A 17,866-nucleotide genomic window follows, 5' to 3' on the forward strand; every position below is an offset into this window, starting at 1 on the left:
GGTCTATCCCAATCCTGGTCTATCCGATGGCACGGGCGTCGGCGGCGAGATGTTTCAGATTGGCGTGCCAGTGCTCGGCGATATCAAGACGCGTCGGCACCCAAACGCGCTCGTGGCTCGCGATGTAATCGAGGAACCGCATCAGCGACGCCGCACGTCCGGGCCGCCCGACGACGCGGCAATGTAGGCCCACGGTCATCATCTTCGGCGACGTCGCGCCTTCGGCATACAGCACATCGAACGAATCCTTCAGGTAGGTGAAGAACTCGTCACCGCCACCAAAGCCCTGCGGGTTGACGAAGCGCATGTCATTGGCATCGAGCGTATAGGGAATGATGAGCTGCGGTTCGCTGGGCCCCTTGATCCAGTACGGCAGATCGTCGGCATAGGAATCGCACAGATACTTGAAGCCGCCGGCTTCCATCAGCAGGCGAATGGTGTTGATCGAACTGCGGCCGGTGTACCAGCCGGTCGGGCGCGCGCCGGTCGCCTCGGTATGCACGCGGATCGCCTCGGCAATCTCGAAACGCTCCTCCGGCTCCGACATATCCTTGTGCTCGATCCACTTCAGACTGTGGCTGGCGATGTCCCACTTCGCCTCCTGCATGGCGGCGACGATTTCGGGATTGCGCTGTAGGGCGGTGGCGACGCCGAACACCGTGGTCGGCATATTGCGTTCGGTGAACATCCGCCACAGCCGCCAGAAGCCGGCGCGCGAGCCATATTCGAACATGGATTCGATATTGGCGTGGCGCTGGCCCGGCCAGGGCTGTGCGCCCAGCACATCCGAGAGAAACGCTTCCGAGGCGCGGTCGCCATGCAGGATGTTGTTCTCGCCGCCTTCTTCGAAATTGACGACGAACTGTACCGCCACGCGCGCGCCATCCGGCCATTTCGGATCGGGCGGATTGCGGCCGTAGCCGCGCAGATCGCGGGGATAGTCGCTCCCGGCCATCAGACCATCTCGAAACGGACGGGTTGCGCACCCTTCCAGAGCACGGTCTTGCCCATCTCTTTCAGATTTTCGAGGTTCGAGGTCAGCGTAATGAAATGGTTGCCGGCGAGCTGGCCCATCTTGCTGGCGAAATGCACGCCGCTATAGGCCAGCAGGATCTCGGTCTCGCTGATGCCGCCCGGATACAGGATGATGTGGCCCGGCGCCGGAAAGCTGGTGTGGTTTTCATAGGGCACGCCGAAATCGAGATCGCCAAGCGGCATCCAGACGCCCTCGCCGCTCCAGCGCACATGGATCGCCTGGCTGACAAACGGCATCGCCTTCTTGAAGGCGGCGACGGTCTTGGGGGCGTCCTTCTCCTCGAATTTCGCGTCGAAGGTGAAGTCGCCGACATGGACTTTGAGCTGGCTCATCCGTGGAATCTCGTAATTGGAGTGACTGACAGTGATCCGTCCAGATTGCAGCAGAGGGCGAAAGAAGCAAGCCGCAGTTTTCGGCGGCGTTGCCTGTAGACTGCGTTCCCTCTCCAACACTGTCATTCCGGGGCCTCCTTGCTCGTCATTCCGGGGCGCACGAAGCGGCACAGCCGCGTAGTGCGAACCCGGAATCTTGAGGTGTTTTGCTGAACATGCTGGGATTCCGGGGTCGCGTCCGGCTTACGCCGGCCACGCCCTCAGGCAAACCAATTGGTTTGCCGGGGAATGACGAGTGTGGGGGCAGGAAGACGTCAAACATATTTTCCTATCTTCCATTGACAACATCCCTACATGGACTATATTCCCCTTTGTCCGGCCCCGATGAGAGGGGCGAGCGCGATCGTCACGTTCGCGGGGCTGGATGCGGTGGACGCCGGAGATGCGGCGTTACGCGGTTCATGGGTGACGTCTGTCTTCGGGCAGGACGAATCTGCGCCAGCACTGCCACTGGCAAGGAGACGGCCGACCTTCGGATGGACAGCCCCCTGGACAGTGTGACGGACGACCAAGTCAAAACGTGTCCGGCCTATTCGCTTGAGGCTCCCTTCCCATCGCCTTGGGACTTTAATTCGCGATCGGAGCGTTCGTTGAGGCAAAGTGCAAGCAACCGAAAAAACACCGCAGGCGGAACGCTGGGCAATCGCTCGTGCTTCCGAAAGTCCTGATGCATTACCCCTTGCGGAAGACCGCATCGGCATCAGGCCCAAGGGTGCATCGGGCACCCGGCGTTCCGCACGCCCTCTTGAAGGGGGCGAGGTGGGAATGCTCATAGCTCGGACGCGCAAGCGCCGCGAGAATGCGAACGCATGTTTTCAGGACAGTGGCTGTTTGAAATTTAAATCCTGCAATGATGCGCTGCCGCTATCGTTCATCACTCAGCGGTGGCTTGAACGTCAGCGGTGATTCCATCGCACGCTGCCTCGCGCGATCGACGGCCTGTGCAAAATCCTGCGCATCGAACCACGGCTCATCGCGCATCAACGCATCCAGATCCTCGTTCCAGATCTGCGACACCTCGATATCGAACTTCATATTGTGCTTCTGGCTGACAGCCTGAATTCCATAGCCGGTAACGGCCCATTGTTTGCCGAGCCAAAACACATCCCGATGCAGCACCACGTCTACGCCCAATCTCGTCCGGTATCGTACAGAGACGAAAAGAACCCCAACCTGATGAGGGTGAGGCTCTACTGAACCGGTCTAGTCCATCAAATTTTAGCAACATCGTCCAGCGTTGAGAACAACGCCGATCTAGATGCGACCATTCTCGTTCGACGGCTGTGGATGCTGCGCCTTCTGCGCCCGTTCCGCATCGGCCTTGTTGGCCTCGTGGCGTCCGATCACGCACCCCGCAACAACGCCGACCTTGCCATGTCCTGCATAGTGGCCGGCGATTCCGCCAATGATCGCGCCTTTGATACAGCCTTTCGCCTCGGCCGCAACCGATGAAAACGCGAGACCCGCAACCGCAGTGCACAGCAGCAATTTCTTCATGATAACTCTCCCGCGTGATCGACCTCCTATAAGTCGCCGCTCCGCATTTCGTTCCATCAGTTGAAATATCGCCGACTCACACTCGCATCCGATTCGTGCCATAGATGGCGCAAATTGCGTCCAGGGATAAAACGACCATGCCAGCACCCAAACCGCCTGCTTTCGAAACGCTGAGTCTGCATGCCGGCCAGCATCCGGACGCAATCACCGGCGCGCGCGCCGTGCCGATCTACCAGACCACGTCCTATGTGTTTCAGGATTCGGATCACGCCGCTGCACTGTTCAATCTCGAACGCGCCGGCCACATCTATACGCGCATTTCAAATCCGACGACGGCGGTGCTGGAAGAGCGACTCGCCGCACTTGAGAACGGCGTCGGCGCGGTGTGCACCGCATCCGGCATGGCGGCGCTGCATCTGGCCATCGCCACATTGCTCAATGCCGGCGATCACATCGTGGCGTCGTCCTCGCTCTATGGCGGCACCATCAACTTGCTGGCGCATACGCTGCCGCGCTTCGGCATCACCACGAGTTTCGTCAAGCCGCGCGATCTCGACGCCTTCAAGGCGGCGATCAAGCCGACCACGAAACTGGTGATCGGCGAAACCATCGGCAATCCCGGCCTCGAAGTGCTCGACATTCCCGCCGTTGCCGAGATCGCGCATGCCGCAAAGATTCCGCTGCTGATCGACAATACTTTCGCGACGCCGTTCCTGTCGCGGCCGATCGAGCTCGGCGCCGACATCGTGATGAACTCGGCCACCAAATGGATCGGCGGCCATGGCATCGCCATCGGCGGCGTGATCGTCGATGGCGGCCGCTTCGACTGGCACGCTTCCGGCAAATTCCCGCAATTGACCGAACCCTATGCCGGTTATCACGGCATTGTCTTCGACGAGCAATTCGGCACTGCAGCCTTCATCATGCGCGCCCGCACGGAAGGATTGCGCGATTTCGGCGCCTGTCTCTCGCCGACCAATGCGTTCCAGCTTCTGCAAGGCGTCGAGACACTGGGCATTCGCATGGAGCGCCATATGGCCAATACACATGCGGTGCTGGCGGCGCTCACGGCCAACAAGGCGGTCGACTGGGTGCTGCATCCGTCGCTGGAGAACCATCCGGATTACGAACTCGCGAAACGCCTGCTGCCGCGCGGCGCCGGCTCCATCGTCTCGTTTGGTATCAAGGGCGGCCGCAATGCCGGCCGCAAATTCATCGAAGCGCTGAAACTCACCAGCCATCTCGCCAATGTCGGCGACGCCAAGACACTGGTCATTCATCCCGGAAGCACCACGCATCAGCAGATGGACGCCGAGCAACTCAAGGCCGCCGGTATCGGCGAGGAGCTGATCCGTCTCTCCATCGGCATCGAAGCCGCCGATGACATCATCGATGACCTCGCGCAGGCGCTGCGCATCTCGCAGAAGGGCTGAGCGATGCAACTCACCGTCAACGGTCACAAGACCTATATCGCGAATGGCGGCCGCACGTTCGATCCTTCCCTGCCGGTGGTCGTGATGATCCACGGCGCCGGCTTCGATCACTCGACCTGGGCGCTGCATACGCGCTGGTTCGCGCATCATGGCTTCGCCGTGCTGGCGCCGGATCTGCCCGGCCATGGTCGCTCAAAGGGTGAAGCGCTCACGACCATCGCCGATCTCGCAGACTGGACCGCAGCATTGATCGAGGCTGCAGGCGCAAAGACTGCGCGACTGATCGGCCATTCCATGGGCTCGCTAATCGCATTGGAGACCGCCGCGCGGCATCCGGGCAAAATCACGCGCCTCGATCTGATGGGCACGGCAGGAACGATGACCGTCGGCCCGGATCTGCTCAAGGACGCCGAAGCCAATCAGCATTCCGCCATCGACATGGTGTCGATCTGGGGGCTCGGCTTTCGCGCCGAACTCGGCGGCAGCCTCGCGCCGGGGTTGTGGATGCATAGCGGTGCACAGCGCGTGCTCGAAGCCACAAAGCCGGGCGTGTTGTTCGCCGATCTCAACGCCTGCAATACATACCAGAATGCGCTGACCGCTGCGGGCCAGCTTGAAATCCCGGTCACGCTCATCCTCGGCGAACGGGACATGATGACTCCTGCCAAGGCCGGCAAGACCCTGGCCGCCGCATTGAAAAACGCCCGCACGGTGATTCTGCCGGGTACGGGCCACATGATGATGGTCGAACGTCCCGACGACGTGCTCGCCGCGCTACAGCACGAGCAATAGAGTCTAGAAGTCTTCGATGACTGTTGCACCGCGCGGCGCGCTGTGCTTCCTGTCCGGTGTTATCGGTGCCTCCGCAAGGAGGTGAAACGGGAATGCGGTGCGGGGAAATGTCCCCCTATGCCGCGGCTGCCCCCGCAACTGTAAGCGGCCATTCCAGGTCCACAAAGCCACTGAATTTGCATCGCAGATTCGGGAAGGCGGACCGGGAGACCACCGCGAGCCAGGAGACCGGCCGGTAACGAGTTTCACACTCGTTCGACGGTGGGTCGACGGAAGGGGTTATATGACTATCCGGAATTTGGCCGCAGGCACTGCGGCCGTTGTTGTTCTGTCCTGCTCTCACAGTGCTGCCCATGCGCAGTCCAGTGCCGAGCAACTCTCCGAAATCGTGGTGACGGCTGACAGAGCACCCGAACAGCTCAATCGCACTGGCAGTTCGATCAGCGTCGTGTCGGGCGAAACCATTGCGACCAGCAATCCCGGCTCGCTGGTCGATGCGCTGCGCACCGTGCCTGGTCTCGATATCAGTGAAAACGGCGGTCCGGGCGGCACCGCGAATGTGCGCTTGCGCGGCGGCAATACCGGCCAGACGTTGGTGATGATCGACGGCATCCGCGTCAACGATCCCACGGCGGCATCGGGCGACTTCGAATTCGCCATGTTCACGCCTTCGGCGATGGAGCGCATCGAAGTCCTGAAGGGCCCGCAGAGCGCGCTCTATGGCTCAGACGCCATGGGCGGCGTGATCAATATCATTACCAAGAAGGGCTCGGGCCCTGCGCAAGTTAACGTGCGCACCGAAGCCGGCAGCTATGGCACTGTCATGACGCAGGGATCGCTGACCGGCACCAACGGTCCGTGGTCCTACGCTTTCACAGGTGGCGGTCAGCATTCGAACGGTTTCTCGCGTTACGGTTATCGTATCCCTGCCCTCGAAGCACGTTTTCCGAATCTCGAAAACGACAGCTTCGATCGCGTCGGCGGCTCGGCGCGCATCGGCTACGATGCAGGCGAAGGCATCCGGCTGGAATCCGGCATCGTTCATTCGTTCACGCGCGCAGCCTACGATGCGGCCAGCGGTACATATCCAGATACAGGATCGTCCACTGACCGCCTGCTGCAAACCGTCTACGGCCGCGTTGGGATCGACTCGTTCGGTGGGGTGTTGACGCACAACATAACTGTCTCGAATACCCATACCGAGCGCTCGTTCAACGAACTCAGCTATCCACTCAGTATGCGGCCGCCGCCGGGCGCGACCGCGAGGATCTTGGATTACTGGGGCAACAGTCTCGGCGCAGAATACCAAGCGACGCTGAAACTTGGCGCTTTCGGCTCGCTGATCTACGGTGCCAAGACCCAGAGCGAAACGGCACAGACTTTCACCACGGGCATCCTTCCGACACCGACTGCAATGACCTCCACATTGTCGAAACGGCAGGACACAAATTCGGTGTTCGCGTTGTGGTCAGTCCCGATAGGAGAGCGGCTTAACATCACCCTCGGCGGCCGTGTAGATGACGTCGTCGATGTCGCTCGCTTCGAGACGTGGCGCGCGACTGCCGCCTATAACATCACGGAGACCGGGACCAAATTTCACGCCAGCGCCGGAACAGGCGCCAAGGCACCAACGCTGTTCCAGCTCTATTCACAGGCCAACGGCACCCCGTCGCTTTCCCCCGAAACGAACTTTGGCTACGATGCTGGTATCGATCAGAGCCTGTTCAACGGTCGCGTGGTAGTATCGGTCACAGGCTTCGCAACCGACTACAGCAATCTGATCAACTTTGTATCGTTTACACCTAGTGCATGCGCCGCTGACCAGAAGACGGGTTGCTATAACAACGTCGCACGCGCCGAAACCAGCGGTCTCGAAGTTGGCGCCAATGTGGACGTAATTCCCGGCCTGATGAAGTTCAACGCGGCCTACACCTATCTGCACGCGCAAGATCTCGGCAATGATACAGTGCTGGCACGTCGTCCCAAGAACTTCGCCCGCTTCGCACTCACGATCACGCCCACCGACAAGTGGATGATCGAGCCGCGCGTCACGACCGTGTCGAAGCGCTTCAGCAGCGCCAATCAAGTCGGTCAGGTCGATGCCTATACCCGTGTCGATCTCTATACCGAGTACAAGATCGATGCGAACTGGAAGGTCTTCGCCCGCGGTGAGAACATCTTGAATGAGCACTATCAGGAAGTGCTGAACTTCGGCACCACGGGACCTGCGGCTTACGCAGGCTTCAACGCCACATGGTAACCGCAGCGCCAGCAGCACAACGCCGAACGATCGCGACCATCGCGCTCATCGGTCTCGTCACGCTGCTGGCACTGGGCTCGCTCGGCACGGGACCTGTCAAACTCTCGCCGCTGACGGTGCTCGATGCACTGTTCGGCGGCGGCAGCGACGTGCAGCAGATCATCGTGCGCGAAATCCGCTTGCCGCGCGCGATCCTCGCACTGGCGATCGGCGCGATTCTCGGCCTGTCCGGTGCCGCGCTGCAGGGCCTTCTGCGCAATCCCCTCGCCTCGCCGTCCCTGTTCGGCGCGCCGCAATCCGCGGCCTTCGGCGCGGTGCTGATGATCTCGCTCGGTTTGGCCGATGTCCGCTCATGGGCGCTGCCTGTTGCCGGCATCACGATGGCGTTCCTGTCGGTGTTCGTGCTGCTCGGCATCGCCGGCCGCAATGCGGGTCTGCTGCTGCTGATCCTCGCGGGTCTCGCAATCTCCAGCCTAGCAGGTGCCGCGACGGCGCTGGTGATGAACCTGTCTCCCAATCCCTTTGCCGCACTTGAGATCGCGTTCTGGCTGCTCGGCTCGCTGGAAGACCGCAGCTTCCGTCACGTCACGCTGGCGCTGCCGTTCATTGTCGCCGGCGCAATCATTTTGATGAGCCAGCGCTCGGCCTTTCGTGCATTGAGCCTCGGCGAAGAGACCGCACAGAGCCTCGGCGTCAATGTGAGCCGCCTGCGCCTGCTGGTGATTCTTGGCGTCGCACTCGGCGTTGGCGGCGCCGTCGCAGTCACCGGCACTATCGGCTTCATCGGCCTCATCGCACCGCATCTGATGCGCCCGATCATCGGCCATGATCCCGCGCGCCTGCTGATCCCGAGCGCATTGACCGGCTCGGCGCTGTTGCTGGCTGCCGATATCGCCGTGCGCGTCATCCCGTCGACCACCGACATCAAGGTCGGCGTGTTGACTTCGATCATCGGCGTGCCGTTCTTCCTCTATCTCATCATGCGCGAGCGTCGCGCTCTGGGCGGAGGCGTCGCATGAGCGATCAGGCGCTACTGACCGCGAGCAATCTGAGCGTCACGCTCTCCGGGCGCGAGGTGCTGCACGAAGTCTCGCTTTCGCTGCAACGCAGGCATCTGGTCGCTCTGGTCGGCCCGAACGGCGCCGGCAAGACGACGCTGCTGCGTGCGCTGGCAGGCTTGCAGTCCTCAACGGGCACGATCCACGTCGCCGGCGATGCGCTGGCATCCCTGACGCTGCGCGAGCGCGCAAAACGCTTCGGCTATCTGCCGCAAGGTCATGTTGTGCACTGGCCGCTCGACGTGAAGGACGTTGTCGCCCTCGGCCGCTATCCGCATGGCGCGACCGATCCGGCGCGGCTGACATCGTCGGACAAGGCTGCGGTCGAGCGCGCAATGCTGGCAACGGACGTCGTCGCCTTTGCCGATCGCCGCGTGACTGAGCTTTCGGGTGGCGAGCGCAGCCGCGTCGCATTGGCCCGCGTTCTCGCCGTCGAGGCACCGATCGTGCTGGCCGATGAGCCGACCGCGTCGCTCGATCCACGCTACCAGATCGACGTCATGAAGAATTTGCGCGATGTCGCTGACAGCGGCGTGCTGGTGATCGTGGTGACGCACGATCTCGGCCTCGCGGCACGTTTCGCCGATACGGTGCTGGTGATGTCCGACGGACGCCTCGCAGCCCAAGGCGCACCGCAGCAAGCGCTATCTGACGACATCGTCGCCGATGTCTTTCGTATCAGCACCTATCGCGCCGAACACCGGAACGAAACGATTATCCTGCCCTGGGCGGGAGTCTGAGCGATGTGGCGGCTATTTCGCCAGCGCAGCAGCAAGCCGGCTCAGAGCAGCCGTATCGGGCGGCAGGCCGAAGCGCAGCAGCTCATGGCTCCAGTCGAAGTGGCGGCACCAGATCTGCTGCCGGGCCAATGCGGCATGCCATTTCAGGGCGTCGACATGTCGCGCCAGCCTGTACAGCGGCGTGCCGCCGACGATCTCGAAACCGGCATCGGTCAACACATTGTCCAGCTTGATGCTCTGCGCGACAAGCGCGACGCGAGTCTGCGTGGCCCAACGCTCGTCGCGCAAAGCGGCCGCGCCGATGACCTGCGCCGGACCGGAACAGGCCCATGGGCCGATGGCGGTCGCGATACGCTGCGCGATCAGCGGCGCCGCGAGCGCGAAGCCGAGACGCAGACCTGCAAGGCCATAGAATTTCCCGAACGAGCGCAGGATCGCTACCGGCAGTGTCGCACACAGGCCAGCCACGCTGATCGCGGGATCGACATCGGCGAAGGCCTCGTCAATCACGAGCCAGCCGCCACGTCGCTGCAGGATCGCCGCAACATCGGCGAGTTCATCGCGCGTAGCGACACGCCCGTCGGGATTGTTGGGATTGACGATCACCACATGCTTGGCATGATCAGGCAATGCGCTGAGGCTGCCGATCACGCCAACATCATGTCCGCCGGCACGCCAAGCCGCGACATGTTCATTATAGGTCGGCCCGACGATGGCAACAGCTCCAGGCACGGCGAGATGCGGCAGCCACTGGATCAGCGCCTGCGTACCGGCAGCGGCAACGATATCGATGTTATCGGGCACGTGGTAAGCGCTGCGCGCGGCGGACAGCAGCGACTGTTCGTCGGCGCGCGTCGGCAAGCGCTCCCAAAGATGGCGCGGCAGGTTGGCAGGCATGGGCCACGGCCATGGATTGATCCCGGTCGAGAGATCGAGCCATTGGTCCGGCACGCCGCCGAATTCAGCCATCGCCTGCGTGAGATCGCCACCATGTTTCATGCCTGTGTCATGCCATCATATCGGGCAAAGCGCGAGAGGCTTTGGCCGCTCGCGGCTACGGCACTCGCGCTGCTCGCATGGTCGCCGCTGCAGGCCCGTGCTGCGGAGCAGCCGCGCATCGCCTCGATCAATCTCTGCACCGATCAACTGCTCGTCACCCTCGCCGATCCCGAGCAGATTTTGGGCCTCAGCCCCTATGCACGCGATCCGTTCCGCTCCTGGGACAAGGACAAGGCAAAGGCGTTCCGCCTGCTGTCCGGCGAAGCCGAGGATGTGCTGGCGCTGAAGCCGGATGTCGTCGTCGCCGGCCGCTTCACCAAGCGCGCGACCCGCGAACTCCTGAAGGACAAGGGACTGAAGGTCACCGAATTCGATCCCGCCCGCTCGCTCGACGACGTCAAGAAACAGCTTCGCCAGATGGGCGCGCTGGTCAAGCACCCGGAGCGTGCCGAGGCCGAAATCGCGAAACTCGATACTGCTATCGCGCAGGCCCATGCCGCCGTACAGCGCAAGCCGTTGCGCGTGCTGGCGGTGTCGCGGCGCGGCTGGGTATCCGGCGGCGAAAATCTGACCACGTCGTTGCTATCAGCGGTCGGGCTGCGCAATGCCGGCGGCGAGCTCGGACTCAAGGCTGGCGGCTTCGCCTCCTTGGAGGCGATCGTCACACTGAGGCCCGATCTGCTGCTGGTCACCGACAATACCGACTTCGCCGAAGACGAAGGCCGCGCCTTCCTGCTGCATCCCGCACTGGAGACATTCTATCCGGCGTCGAAGCGACTGGTTCTGCCCGAGCGCCTCACCGCCTGCGGTGGCCCGACCATGGTCGAAGCACTCGACCGATTGACCACCGAAATCAACCGCGTGGCCCCCTGATGCTGGTGGATGGCGACGCGCTCCTCCTGGTGGTCGCGGCGCTGCTGCTCGATGCCGTGATCGGCGATCCCGACTGGCTGTGGCGACGACTACCGCATCCCGTGGTCTGGATCGGCAACGGCATCGGCTGGCTGGAACGCTGGCTCAATCGTGAAGACTGGTCGCGTCGGCAGCGCAAGCTGGCAGGCGTCGTCACCATCATCGCGCTGGTCAGTGTCGCAATGCTTGTCGGCGGACTGCTCGCCGATCTTCTCAACGACAACTGGATCGGTTTCGGCGTCGAAGCCCTGATTGCCTCGACGCTGATCGCCCAACGCAGCCTGTATCAGCATGTGGCCCGCGTGCACCGCGCTTTCACCGAGGGCGGATTGCCCGCAGCACGCCAGGCCGTCGCAATGATCGTCGGGCGCGATCCTGAACAACTCGACGAAGCCGGCGTATCGCGCGCGGCGATCGAATCCACCGCCGAAAATTTCTCCGACGGCATCGTCGCGCCGGTGTTCTGGCTGGCATTGCTCGGATTGCCCGGCCTGATCGCCTACAAGGCCATCAACACGGCCGACTCCATGATCGGCCATCGCAGCACGCGCTATATCGATTTCGGCTGGGCTGCAGCGCGGCTCGACGATCTCGTCAATCTGATCCCGGCGCGCCTGTCGGGAATATTGGTCGCGCTTGCCGCGCCAGTGTCACGCGGATCAATCATCGCGTCATTGAAGATCATGATGCGCGACGCTTCCAAGCATCGTTCGCCCAATGCCGGCTGGCCGGAAAGCGCCATGGCTGGCGCGCTCGGAATCGCGATCGCTGGACCGCGCGCCTATGCCGAGGGCGTCGTCAACGATCCTTATCTCAATGCCGAAGGCCGAACCGCAAAACCTGACGACATCAGGCGAGCACTTCGCGTATTCGTCGCAGCCTGCCTTTTGCAGGTGATGATCTATGCGGCGCTGGCGCTGCTGCTCTGACGGCTGCGGGCAATCTCGATCAGCCGATCGATATCGAGATGCTTTTCGCAATGATCGGCCAGCGCATCGAGCGCGGCTTCGATCTGCGCGTCATAGGCCAGCGACGACGCAATGCCTAGATTGGCCAGCCATGCCTTGCGGAACGCATCGCCGGTGAACAAGCCATGGACATAAGTGCCCTGCACCCGTCCATCGACTGACGCAGCACCATCAGGTCGTCCATCGATCATCAGCAGCGGCCGCGCGCAGTCGTCACCCTCGCTGCGACCGAGATGAATTTCGTAGCCTTCGATGGCGGCGCCAGTTGCGCAATGCGTTCCTGCCACCAGCGTGGTGGACTTGTCCGCGCTCATCAACGTCGCAATATCGAGCAGGCCAAGCCCGTCGACGGTCCCTGGCGAACCGTCAACGCCATCGGGATCGGCGATCGTCTTACCCAGCATCTGATAGCCTCCGCACAGGCCGAGCACGTGACCGCCGCGGCGCACATGCGCCTTGATATCGATGTCCCAGCCTTGAGCGCGGAGAAAGGCGAGATCGCCGATGGTGGATTTACTGCCGGGAATGATGATCACGTCGGCATTGCCCGGAATGGCTTCGCCCGGCCTGATGAAGACGAGCTTCACGCCGGGCTCCATGCCGAGCGGATCGAGATCGTCGAAATTGGCGATCCGCGCCAGCACCGGCACGGCGATGATGCGGGTCGATGACGAGGCATGGGTGCGATCGAGATCGACGGCGTCTTCGGCGGGCAGGAACGCCGCCTGCGGCAGCCAGGGCAACACACCGATGGATGGCCACCCCGTCAGCCGCGTGATCGCCCTGAGGCCGTTGTCGAACAGGCTGGGATCGCCGCGAAACTTGTTGACGATGAAGCCGTGGATGCGCGCACGTTCTTCCGGCTCCAGCACCAGATGCGTGCCGGCGAGGCTCGCAATGACGCCGCCGCGATCGATATCGCCGGCGAGCACTACGGGAATGTTGGCCGCGGCAGCAAAACCCATATTGGCGATGTCGCCGGCGCGCAGATTGATCTCGGCCGGGCTGCCGGCGCCCTCTATGAGAACGATGTCCGCCTGATCGGCCAGCAGCGAGAAACTTTCAAGCACCGCCGGTAGGAGTGCAGCTTTCTTCTCCAGATAGTTCTTCGCCCGCAGCGTGCCCCAGCGCTTGCCCTGAACGATCACCTGGGCGCCGGTGTCCGTCTCCGGCTTCAGCAGCACCGGATTCATGTGGACACTTGGCGGCAACCTGGCGGCCCGCGCCTGCACCGCCTGCGCGCGGCCGATCTCGCCGCCATCGACCGCTACAGCAGCATTGTTCGACATGTTCTGCGGCTTGAACGGTACCACATTCAAGCCACGCCGCACCAGTGCCCGCGCCAGCCCAGCGACGATCGTCGACTTGCCGGCATTGGAGCCGGTCGCCTGGATCATCAGCGCGGGCGTATTCAGGTTCATCAGAACTCGATGCCCTTCTGGCCCTTGATGCCAGCGCGGAACGGATGCTTGATCAGCGTCATCTCGGTGACCAGATCGGCCATCTCGATCAGCTCGGGCTTGGCGTTCCGGCCGGTGATGACCACGTGCTTGTCGGCCGGCTTCTCGTCGCGCAGGAAGGTCAGCACCTCATTGAGGTCGAGATAGTCGTAACGCAGCACGATGTTGAGTTCATCGAGCAGCACCAGACGATGGCGGTCATCGCGGATCATTTCCTTGGCGCGCTCCCAGCCCGCGGTCGCGGCAGCAATGTCGCGTTCGCGGTCCTGCGTGATCCAGGTGAAGCCCTCGCCCATGATGTGCAGCGTGACGAGATCCGGAAAGGTCTTCAGCAGCCGCGCTTCGCCGGTGTCCCATTCCGGTGACTTGGTGAACTGCACAATGCCGACGGGATAGCCATGACCGATATGGCGGAACACCATGCCCAGCGCTGCCGAGGTCTTGCCCTTGCCGGTTCCGGTATGGACGATCAACAGGCCTTTCTCGCCGACCTTGGTCGCCATGATTTTGTCCTTGGCGGCCTTGTGCTTGGCCGCCTTGATCTTGTGGCGGGCATTTTCTTCATCGCCGTGGGCGAGTTCGGTCATGCGATTTCCTTTGCGATCTCTTTGTGTGCCTGCGGCAGAAGTTCGGCGATCAGATCGGCAGCGCGATTGGAACGTGGCGTCCACAGGCCCCTGCGCATCGCTTCCGCAAAGCGCGCAGCCGTCTCGCGTAGCGCCGCGGGATTGGCAGATGCCATGAAGCAGCGAACTTCGTCATTTTCCAAATAGGAGGCGAACAGCTGATCGAAATGGTGATTGGCGACCGCATTGGTGGAGGCCGCGAAACCGAACAGATAATCAACCGTGGCCGCGATCTCGAACGCACCTTTGTAGCCATGGCGCATCACGCCGGCGATCCATTTCGGATTGGCGCCGCGGCCGCGCACCACGCGCGAAATCTCATGCGCCAGCGGCCGGGCAATCGGCGCTTCGGGGCGCGACGTATCGATATGGGCGATGCGCGGCGCCGAGCCACGCAGCGTCTGCACCGTCGCGGCGAGACCGCCGATGAACTGGTAATAGTCGTCGGAATCTAGAATGTCGTGCTCGCGGTTGTCCTGCGCCTGCGCGACAAGGTCGATGCCCCTCAGCCGCTCGGCAAATTCGCCCCGCGCGTCCTCGCCGTCAGTTCCGCTGCCGTAGGCGTAACCACCCCAATCGAGATAGACGTCGGAGATATCAGCGCGATTGCTCCAGCCCCCTTCGTCCATCAGCGCCTGCAAGCCTGCACCGTAAGCACCGGGCTTGGAGCCGAACACACGGCGCGTCGCCTGTCGCCGTGCAATCTCGCAGGTCATGCCACCGGCTTCGAGCGTGCGGGCACGCGCGCGGACATTGGCGGCAATAGGATTGGCGTCGTCGGGTTCGTCAAGTTCGGCCACGGCACTCACGGCGGAGCCGATGATGTCCATCTGGGTCGGGAACGCATCGCGGAACAGACCGGAGACACGGAAGGTCACATCCACGCGTGGGCGCTTCAGCTCAGACAGCGGCGTAATGGCAAAGCCGGTGACACGGCCGGAGGTTTCCTCCCACAACGGCCGTGCACCAATCAGCGCCAATGCCTGCGCGACATCGTCACCGCCGGTGCGCATATTCGCGGTGCCCCAGGCCGACAGCGCGATCGCCCGCGGCCACTCGCCGGCCTCCTGCCAATAGCTCTCGACCAGCCGTTCGGCCGCCAGTTGCCCGATGCGCCAGGCGGATGGCGTTGGCACGGCGCGAACGTCGACGGCGAAAAAATTGCGCCCGGTCGGCAGCACATCGGGGCGTCCACGCGTCGGCGCGCCAGATGGACCCGGCCGCACGAACTGACCGTCGAGTCCTCCGAGGAATGCGGCCGTCTCCGCGCCACCGCAAGCATCGATGGCGGGTCGCAGTTTCGTAGTGATCCAGTGAAGTACATCGGTGGCGCGCGTCCAGGTGGGATCGCAGGGCAGCTCGCCGGAGACAAGTTGCAGCGCCAGCCCTTCGATTCGTTCGACGGTGTCACCTGTGGTGCGCCACACTGCATCGCTGACATCGGCAAGAACGCCGGGGCGCGGGCCGAGATAGTCATCGGCCATATCACGGGTGAGCGGGTCGAACGTGCCAAGACCGAGATCGGCAGCCAATGCGCGATGCAGTGACGCATCCTGCGGCTTGATATCCGAGCGCGGCAAGCGCGCGATGGACACCAGGAGACCATTGCGCTGCGCGTCCTCGGGCACGCGGCCAAAGATGTGCAATCCGTCGCGGATCTGCATTTCCTTGAGATCGCACAGATGGGCGTCGAGCGCGCGCAGCGCCTCGCCCGTCGGCGTGTCGCGGGTGACATTGACGTCGGCATCGATCTGCTGTGCGCGGGCGAGCGACAGGATGTCCTCGGCGATCACAGCGGCGCGCTTGGGATCGAGATCGGTCGCCATGGCATATTCGTCGACCAGATTCTCCAGCCGCGCCAGATCGTCATGCAGCTCGGCCCGTGTCATCGGCGGCGTCAGGTGGTCGATGATCACGGCGGAGGCACGGCGCTTGGCCTGAATGCCCTCGCCGGGATCGTTGACGATGAACGGATAGAGATGCGGCAGCGGACCGAGCACGGCATCGGGCAAACAATCGGCCGACAGGCCTGCGCTTTTCCCCGGCAGCCATTCGAGATTGCCGTGCTTGCCGAGATGCACCACTGCATGGCTATCGAAGTCGCGGCGCAGCCAGAGATAAAAGGCGAGATAGTGATGCGGCGGCACCAGATCGGGATCGTGATAGGTACTCTTGGGATCGATATTGTAGCCGCGCGCTGGCTGCACGCCGACGGTGATGTTGCCGAAGCGATGCAGGCCGAGGCGGAATGCGCCATCGACGACATGCGGATCGTTCTCAGCTTTGCCCCAGCGTGACTCAATAGCCAGCCGCACATTGGTCGGCAGCGTCGCAAAGGCCGCGTGATACTCAGCCAGCGGCCACGTCACGCCACCGCTTCGCTCGGCGCGACCGGCAAGCGCATTCGTTGGACCCTGTTGCAACAGCTGCATCATGGCGGTCGTCGTGTCAGGCGCGTCACCAGTGCCGTAGCCGGCTTCGCGCATCGCGGCGATCACATCGATCAGGCTCTGCGGCGTATCGAGGCCGACGCCATTGGCAAGGCGTCCATCGCGATTGGGATAATTGGCCAGAATCAGCGCGACGCGTCGTTCGCACGCCGCAGCGCGGCGCAAGCGCACCCAGGCGCGCGCCAGATCAGCGGTCGCATCAATCCGATCCTGCACCGGCCGCAATGTTGTCGGCGCAAAGCCGCCGTCGCTGGCGCCACGTTCCTTGAAGGCGATGGCATTGGCGAAGATGCGGCCATCGACTTCCGGCAACACCACATGCATCGCCAGATCGCGCGGCGTCAGGCCGCGAGTAGAGGCTTCCCAGCTAGCGCGCGAGATGCCGGCCTGCGCGACCTGCAGAATCGGACAGCCTGACGCCGACAACACGCCGGCATCGTCATGCGCGGTCGCAGTGGCGAAGGCCGTCGCGTTAATGATGATATCGGGCGGATAGGCCGCAAGCGCGGCGCGCAGGAATGCGGCGGAGCGCTCATCTTTCAGGCTGGTGACGTAGAGACAGGCCGCGTTGAGGCCGCGCGCGTCGAGCGAACGACGCAATGCATCGATTGCCGCCGTATCGCCGCCGGCCACCAGCGCGCGGTAGAAGATCACGATCGCATTCGGCCGGTTATCCCCCGCGGGTTCACCCGGCCAGAAGCCGGCCGAAGGCATCGGCCGCGCAACAGGCGGCTCCTCTCCGTGACCGATCAGATGCGCGGCATAGCGCAGTGCCAGCTGTGCGTTGTCGACGCCGCCCTCGCTGCAATAGCGCCACAACGCATGGGTTTCGTCGCTGCTAACCGTGCCGCGGGCGGCCAGTTCGGCATTCCAGTCCATCTCGCCGGGCAGGCAGGCGAACTTGCTACCGCGGCTCAGCGCGTCGCTGCGCAGACTCTCCACACCATGGGGCCAATAGCTGATGCCGCCGAGCATGCGCAGCACCACGATCTTCGCCTCAGCCAGCGTGCGCTCGACATAGAGATCGACCGACGCGGGATGACCGAGCGCCAGCATGTTGGTGAAGCGCACGCTGGGAAAGTCGCCCGGCAGCATCGCATGTGCGGCGCCGAACGCCGCCAGATCGCTGTCCGCCGCCGACAGCACGACGATATCGGCGGTGTCCTGCCCGAGATCGCGGGCGACGTCGCCGTCGTCAATGCTGCCGGAGGTATCGAGCTTCAGATGCATGCGGGTGAACCTG

General features: G+C 63.0%; 15 protein-coding genes and 1 riboswitch. Of the genes, 7 read left to right on the forward strand and 8 right to left on the reverse strand.

The annotated features are described in order from the left end of the window. Window positions 1-19 precede the first annotated feature (19 nt). From puuE to AB7828_RS12590, 4 genes are all read right to left on the reverse strand, one after another. Window positions 20-955 (reverse strand): allantoinase PuuE, encoded by a 936-nt coding sequence (puuE, locus tag AB7828_RS12575; protein ID WP_093756689.1) that lies wholly within the window; start codon window positions 953-955, stop codon window positions 20-22. Further along, complete coding sequence (locus AB7828_RS12580) at window positions 955-1,368, reverse strand: DUF3830 family protein (protein ID WP_068735441.1); 414 nt, start codon at window positions 1,366-1,368, stop codon at window positions 955-957. The genes puuE and AB7828_RS12580 overlap by 1 nt, the downstream gene beginning before the upstream one ends. 924 nt (window positions 1,369-2,292) lie before the next feature. Further along, entirely contained in the window at window positions 2,293-2,562 is a 270-nt protein-coding gene (locus AB7828_RS12585) for a hypothetical protein (RefSeq protein WP_141137111.1), read from the reverse strand. A 120-nt stretch (window positions 2,563-2,682) separates the two neighbouring features. After that, window positions 2,683-2,925, reverse strand: coding sequence for a hypothetical protein (locus tag AB7828_RS12590; protein WP_441230300.1), 243 nt, complete (start codon window positions 2,923-2,925; stop codon window positions 2,683-2,685). Between the two features lie 137 nt (window positions 2,926-3,062). On the opposite strand from AB7828_RS12590, the gene AB7828_RS12595 reads away from it, so the two are divergent. From AB7828_RS12595 to AB7828_RS12615, 5 genes are all read left to right on the forward strand, one after another. Beyond that, window positions 3,063-4,358, forward strand: a complete 1,296-nt coding sequence (locus AB7828_RS12595; protein ID WP_441230301.1) for an O-acetylhomoserine aminocarboxypropyltransferase — start codon at window positions 3,063-3,065, stop codon at window positions 4,356-4,358. Window positions 4,359-4,361: 3 nt separating this feature from the next. Beyond that, a complete protein-coding gene (locus tag AB7828_RS12600; RefSeq protein ID WP_441230302.1) occupies window positions 4,362-5,150 on the forward strand; it encodes an alpha/beta fold hydrolase in 789 nt (262 codons plus the stop codon). A 46-nt stretch (window positions 5,151-5,196) separates the two neighbouring features. Then, window positions 5,197-5,401: riboswitch (cobalamin riboswitch) on the forward strand. 32 nt (window positions 5,402-5,433) lie between these two features. Continuing rightward, on the forward strand, window positions 5,434-7,410 hold the full coding sequence (locus tag AB7828_RS12605; RefSeq protein WP_093756693.1) for a TonB-dependent receptor plug domain-containing protein: 1,977 nt from the start codon (window positions 5,434-5,436) through the stop codon (window positions 7,408-7,410). After that, on the forward strand, window positions 7,404-8,429 hold the full coding sequence (locus AB7828_RS12610) for a FecCD family ABC transporter permease (protein WP_441230303.1): 1,026 nt from the start codon (window positions 7,404-7,406) through the stop codon (window positions 8,427-8,429). The genes AB7828_RS12605 and AB7828_RS12610 overlap by 7 nt, the downstream gene beginning before the upstream one ends. Continuing rightward, window positions 8,426-9,208 (forward strand): ABC transporter ATP-binding protein, encoded by a 783-nt coding sequence (locus tag AB7828_RS12615; protein ID WP_120291512.1) that lies wholly within the window; start codon window positions 8,426-8,428, stop codon window positions 9,206-9,208. Before AB7828_RS12610 ends, AB7828_RS12615 begins: the two co-directional genes overlap by 4 nt. 12 nt (window positions 9,209-9,220) lie before the next feature. On the opposite strand, the gene cobD is transcribed toward AB7828_RS12615, so the two are convergent. After that, window positions 9,221-10,207 carry a threonine-phosphate decarboxylase CobD gene (gene cobD / locus AB7828_RS12620; RefSeq protein ID WP_441230304.1) on the reverse strand — a complete coding sequence of 329 codons (987 nt, stop codon included), beginning with the start codon at window positions 10,205-10,207 and terminating at the stop codon, window positions 9,221-9,223. 9 nt (window positions 10,208-10,216) lie between these two features. On the opposite strand from cobD, the gene AB7828_RS12625 reads away from it, so the two are divergent. Together AB7828_RS12625 and cbiB are read left to right on the forward strand one after the other, a co-directional pair. Next, complete coding sequence (locus tag AB7828_RS12625; protein WP_441230305.1) at window positions 10,217-11,080, forward strand: ABC transporter substrate-binding protein; 864 nt, start codon at window positions 10,217-10,219, stop codon at window positions 11,078-11,080. Beyond that, complete coding sequence (gene cbiB, locus AB7828_RS12630) at window positions 11,080-12,048, forward strand: adenosylcobinamide-phosphate synthase CbiB (protein ID WP_441230306.1); 969 nt, start codon at window positions 11,080-11,082, stop codon at window positions 12,046-12,048. The genes AB7828_RS12625 and cbiB overlap by 1 nt, the downstream gene beginning before the upstream one ends. On the opposite strand, the gene AB7828_RS12635 is transcribed toward cbiB, so the two are convergent. From AB7828_RS12635 to cobN, 3 genes are read right to left on the reverse strand one after another with little or no spacing between them, the layout of a single operon-like run. Beyond that, a complete protein-coding gene (locus AB7828_RS12635) occupies window positions 12,021-13,508 on the reverse strand; it encodes a cobyric acid synthase (RefSeq protein ID WP_441230307.1) in 1,488 nt (495 codons plus the stop codon). The two genes, cbiB and AB7828_RS12635, sit on opposite strands and share 28 nt — an antisense overlap. Beyond that, window positions 13,508-14,134, reverse strand: coding sequence for a cob(I)yrinic acid a,c-diamide adenosyltransferase (gene cobO, locus AB7828_RS12640; RefSeq protein WP_441230308.1), 627 nt, complete (start codon window positions 14,132-14,134; stop codon window positions 13,508-13,510). Before cobO ends, AB7828_RS12635 begins: the two co-directional genes overlap by 1 nt. Beyond that, window positions 14,131-17,853 carry a cobaltochelatase subunit CobN gene (cobN, locus tag AB7828_RS12645; RefSeq protein ID WP_441230309.1) on the reverse strand — a complete coding sequence of 1,241 codons (3,723 nt, stop codon included), beginning with the start codon at window positions 17,851-17,853 and terminating at the stop codon, window positions 14,131-14,133. The genes cobO and cobN overlap by 4 nt, the downstream gene beginning before the upstream one ends. Window positions 17,854-17,866: the final 13 nt, after the last annotated feature.

Source organism: Tardiphaga sp. 215_C5_N2_1, assembly GCF_052076055.1.
Taxonomy (GTDB): domain Bacteria; phylum Pseudomonadota; class Alphaproteobacteria; order Rhizobiales; family Xanthobacteraceae; genus Tardiphaga; species Tardiphaga robiniae.

Excerpts from the sequence above, each read along its gene's own strand:
- puuE (WP_093756689.1), bottom strand. The coding sequence starts at position 955 with ATGGCCGGGAGCGACTATCCCCGCGATCTGCGCGGCTACGGCCGCAAT.
- AB7828_RS12580 (WP_068735441.1), bottom strand. The coding sequence starts at position 1,368 with ATGAGCCAGCTCAAAGTCCATGTCGGCGACTTCACCTTCGACGCGAAA.
- AB7828_RS12590 (WP_441230300.1), bottom strand. The coding sequence starts at position 2,925 with ATGAAGAAATTGCTGCTGTGCACTGCGGTTGCGGGTCTCGCGTTTTCA.
- AB7828_RS12595 (WP_441230301.1), top strand. The coding sequence starts at position 3,063 with ATGCCAGCACCCAAACCGCCTGCTTTCGAAACGCTGAGTCTGCATGCC.
- AB7828_RS12600 (WP_441230302.1), top strand. The coding sequence starts at position 4,362 with ATGCAACTCACCGTCAACGGTCACAAGACCTATATCGCGAATGGCGGC.
- AB7828_RS12605 (WP_093756693.1), top strand. The coding sequence starts at position 5,434 with ATGACTATCCGGAATTTGGCCGCAGGCACTGCGGCCGTTGTTGTTCTG.
- AB7828_RS12610 (WP_441230303.1), top strand. The coding sequence starts at position 7,404 with ATGGTAACCGCAGCGCCAGCAGCACAACGCCGAACGATCGCGACCATC.
- AB7828_RS12615 (WP_120291512.1), top strand. The coding sequence starts at position 8,426 with ATGAGCGATCAGGCGCTACTGACCGCGAGCAATCTGAGCGTCACGCTC.
- cobD (WP_441230304.1), bottom strand. The coding sequence starts at position 10,207 with ATGAAACATGGTGGCGATCTCACGCAGGCGATGGCTGAATTCGGCGGC.
- AB7828_RS12625 (WP_441230305.1), top strand. The coding sequence starts at position 10,217 with ATGCCATCATATCGGGCAAAGCGCGAGAGGCTTTGGCCGCTCGCGGCT.
- cbiB (WP_441230306.1), top strand. The coding sequence starts at position 11,080 with ATGCTGGTGGATGGCGACGCGCTCCTCCTGGTGGTCGCGGCGCTGCTG.
- AB7828_RS12635 (WP_441230307.1), bottom strand. The coding sequence starts at position 13,508 with ATGAACCTGAATACGCCCGCGCTGATGATCCAGGCGACCGGCTCCAAT.
- cobO (WP_441230308.1), bottom strand. The coding sequence starts at position 14,134 with ATGACCGAACTCGCCCACGGCGATGAAGAAAATGCCCGCCACAAGATC.
- cobN (WP_441230309.1), bottom strand. The coding sequence starts at position 17,853 with ATGCATCTGAAGCTCGATACCTCCGGCAGCATTGACGACGGCGACGTC.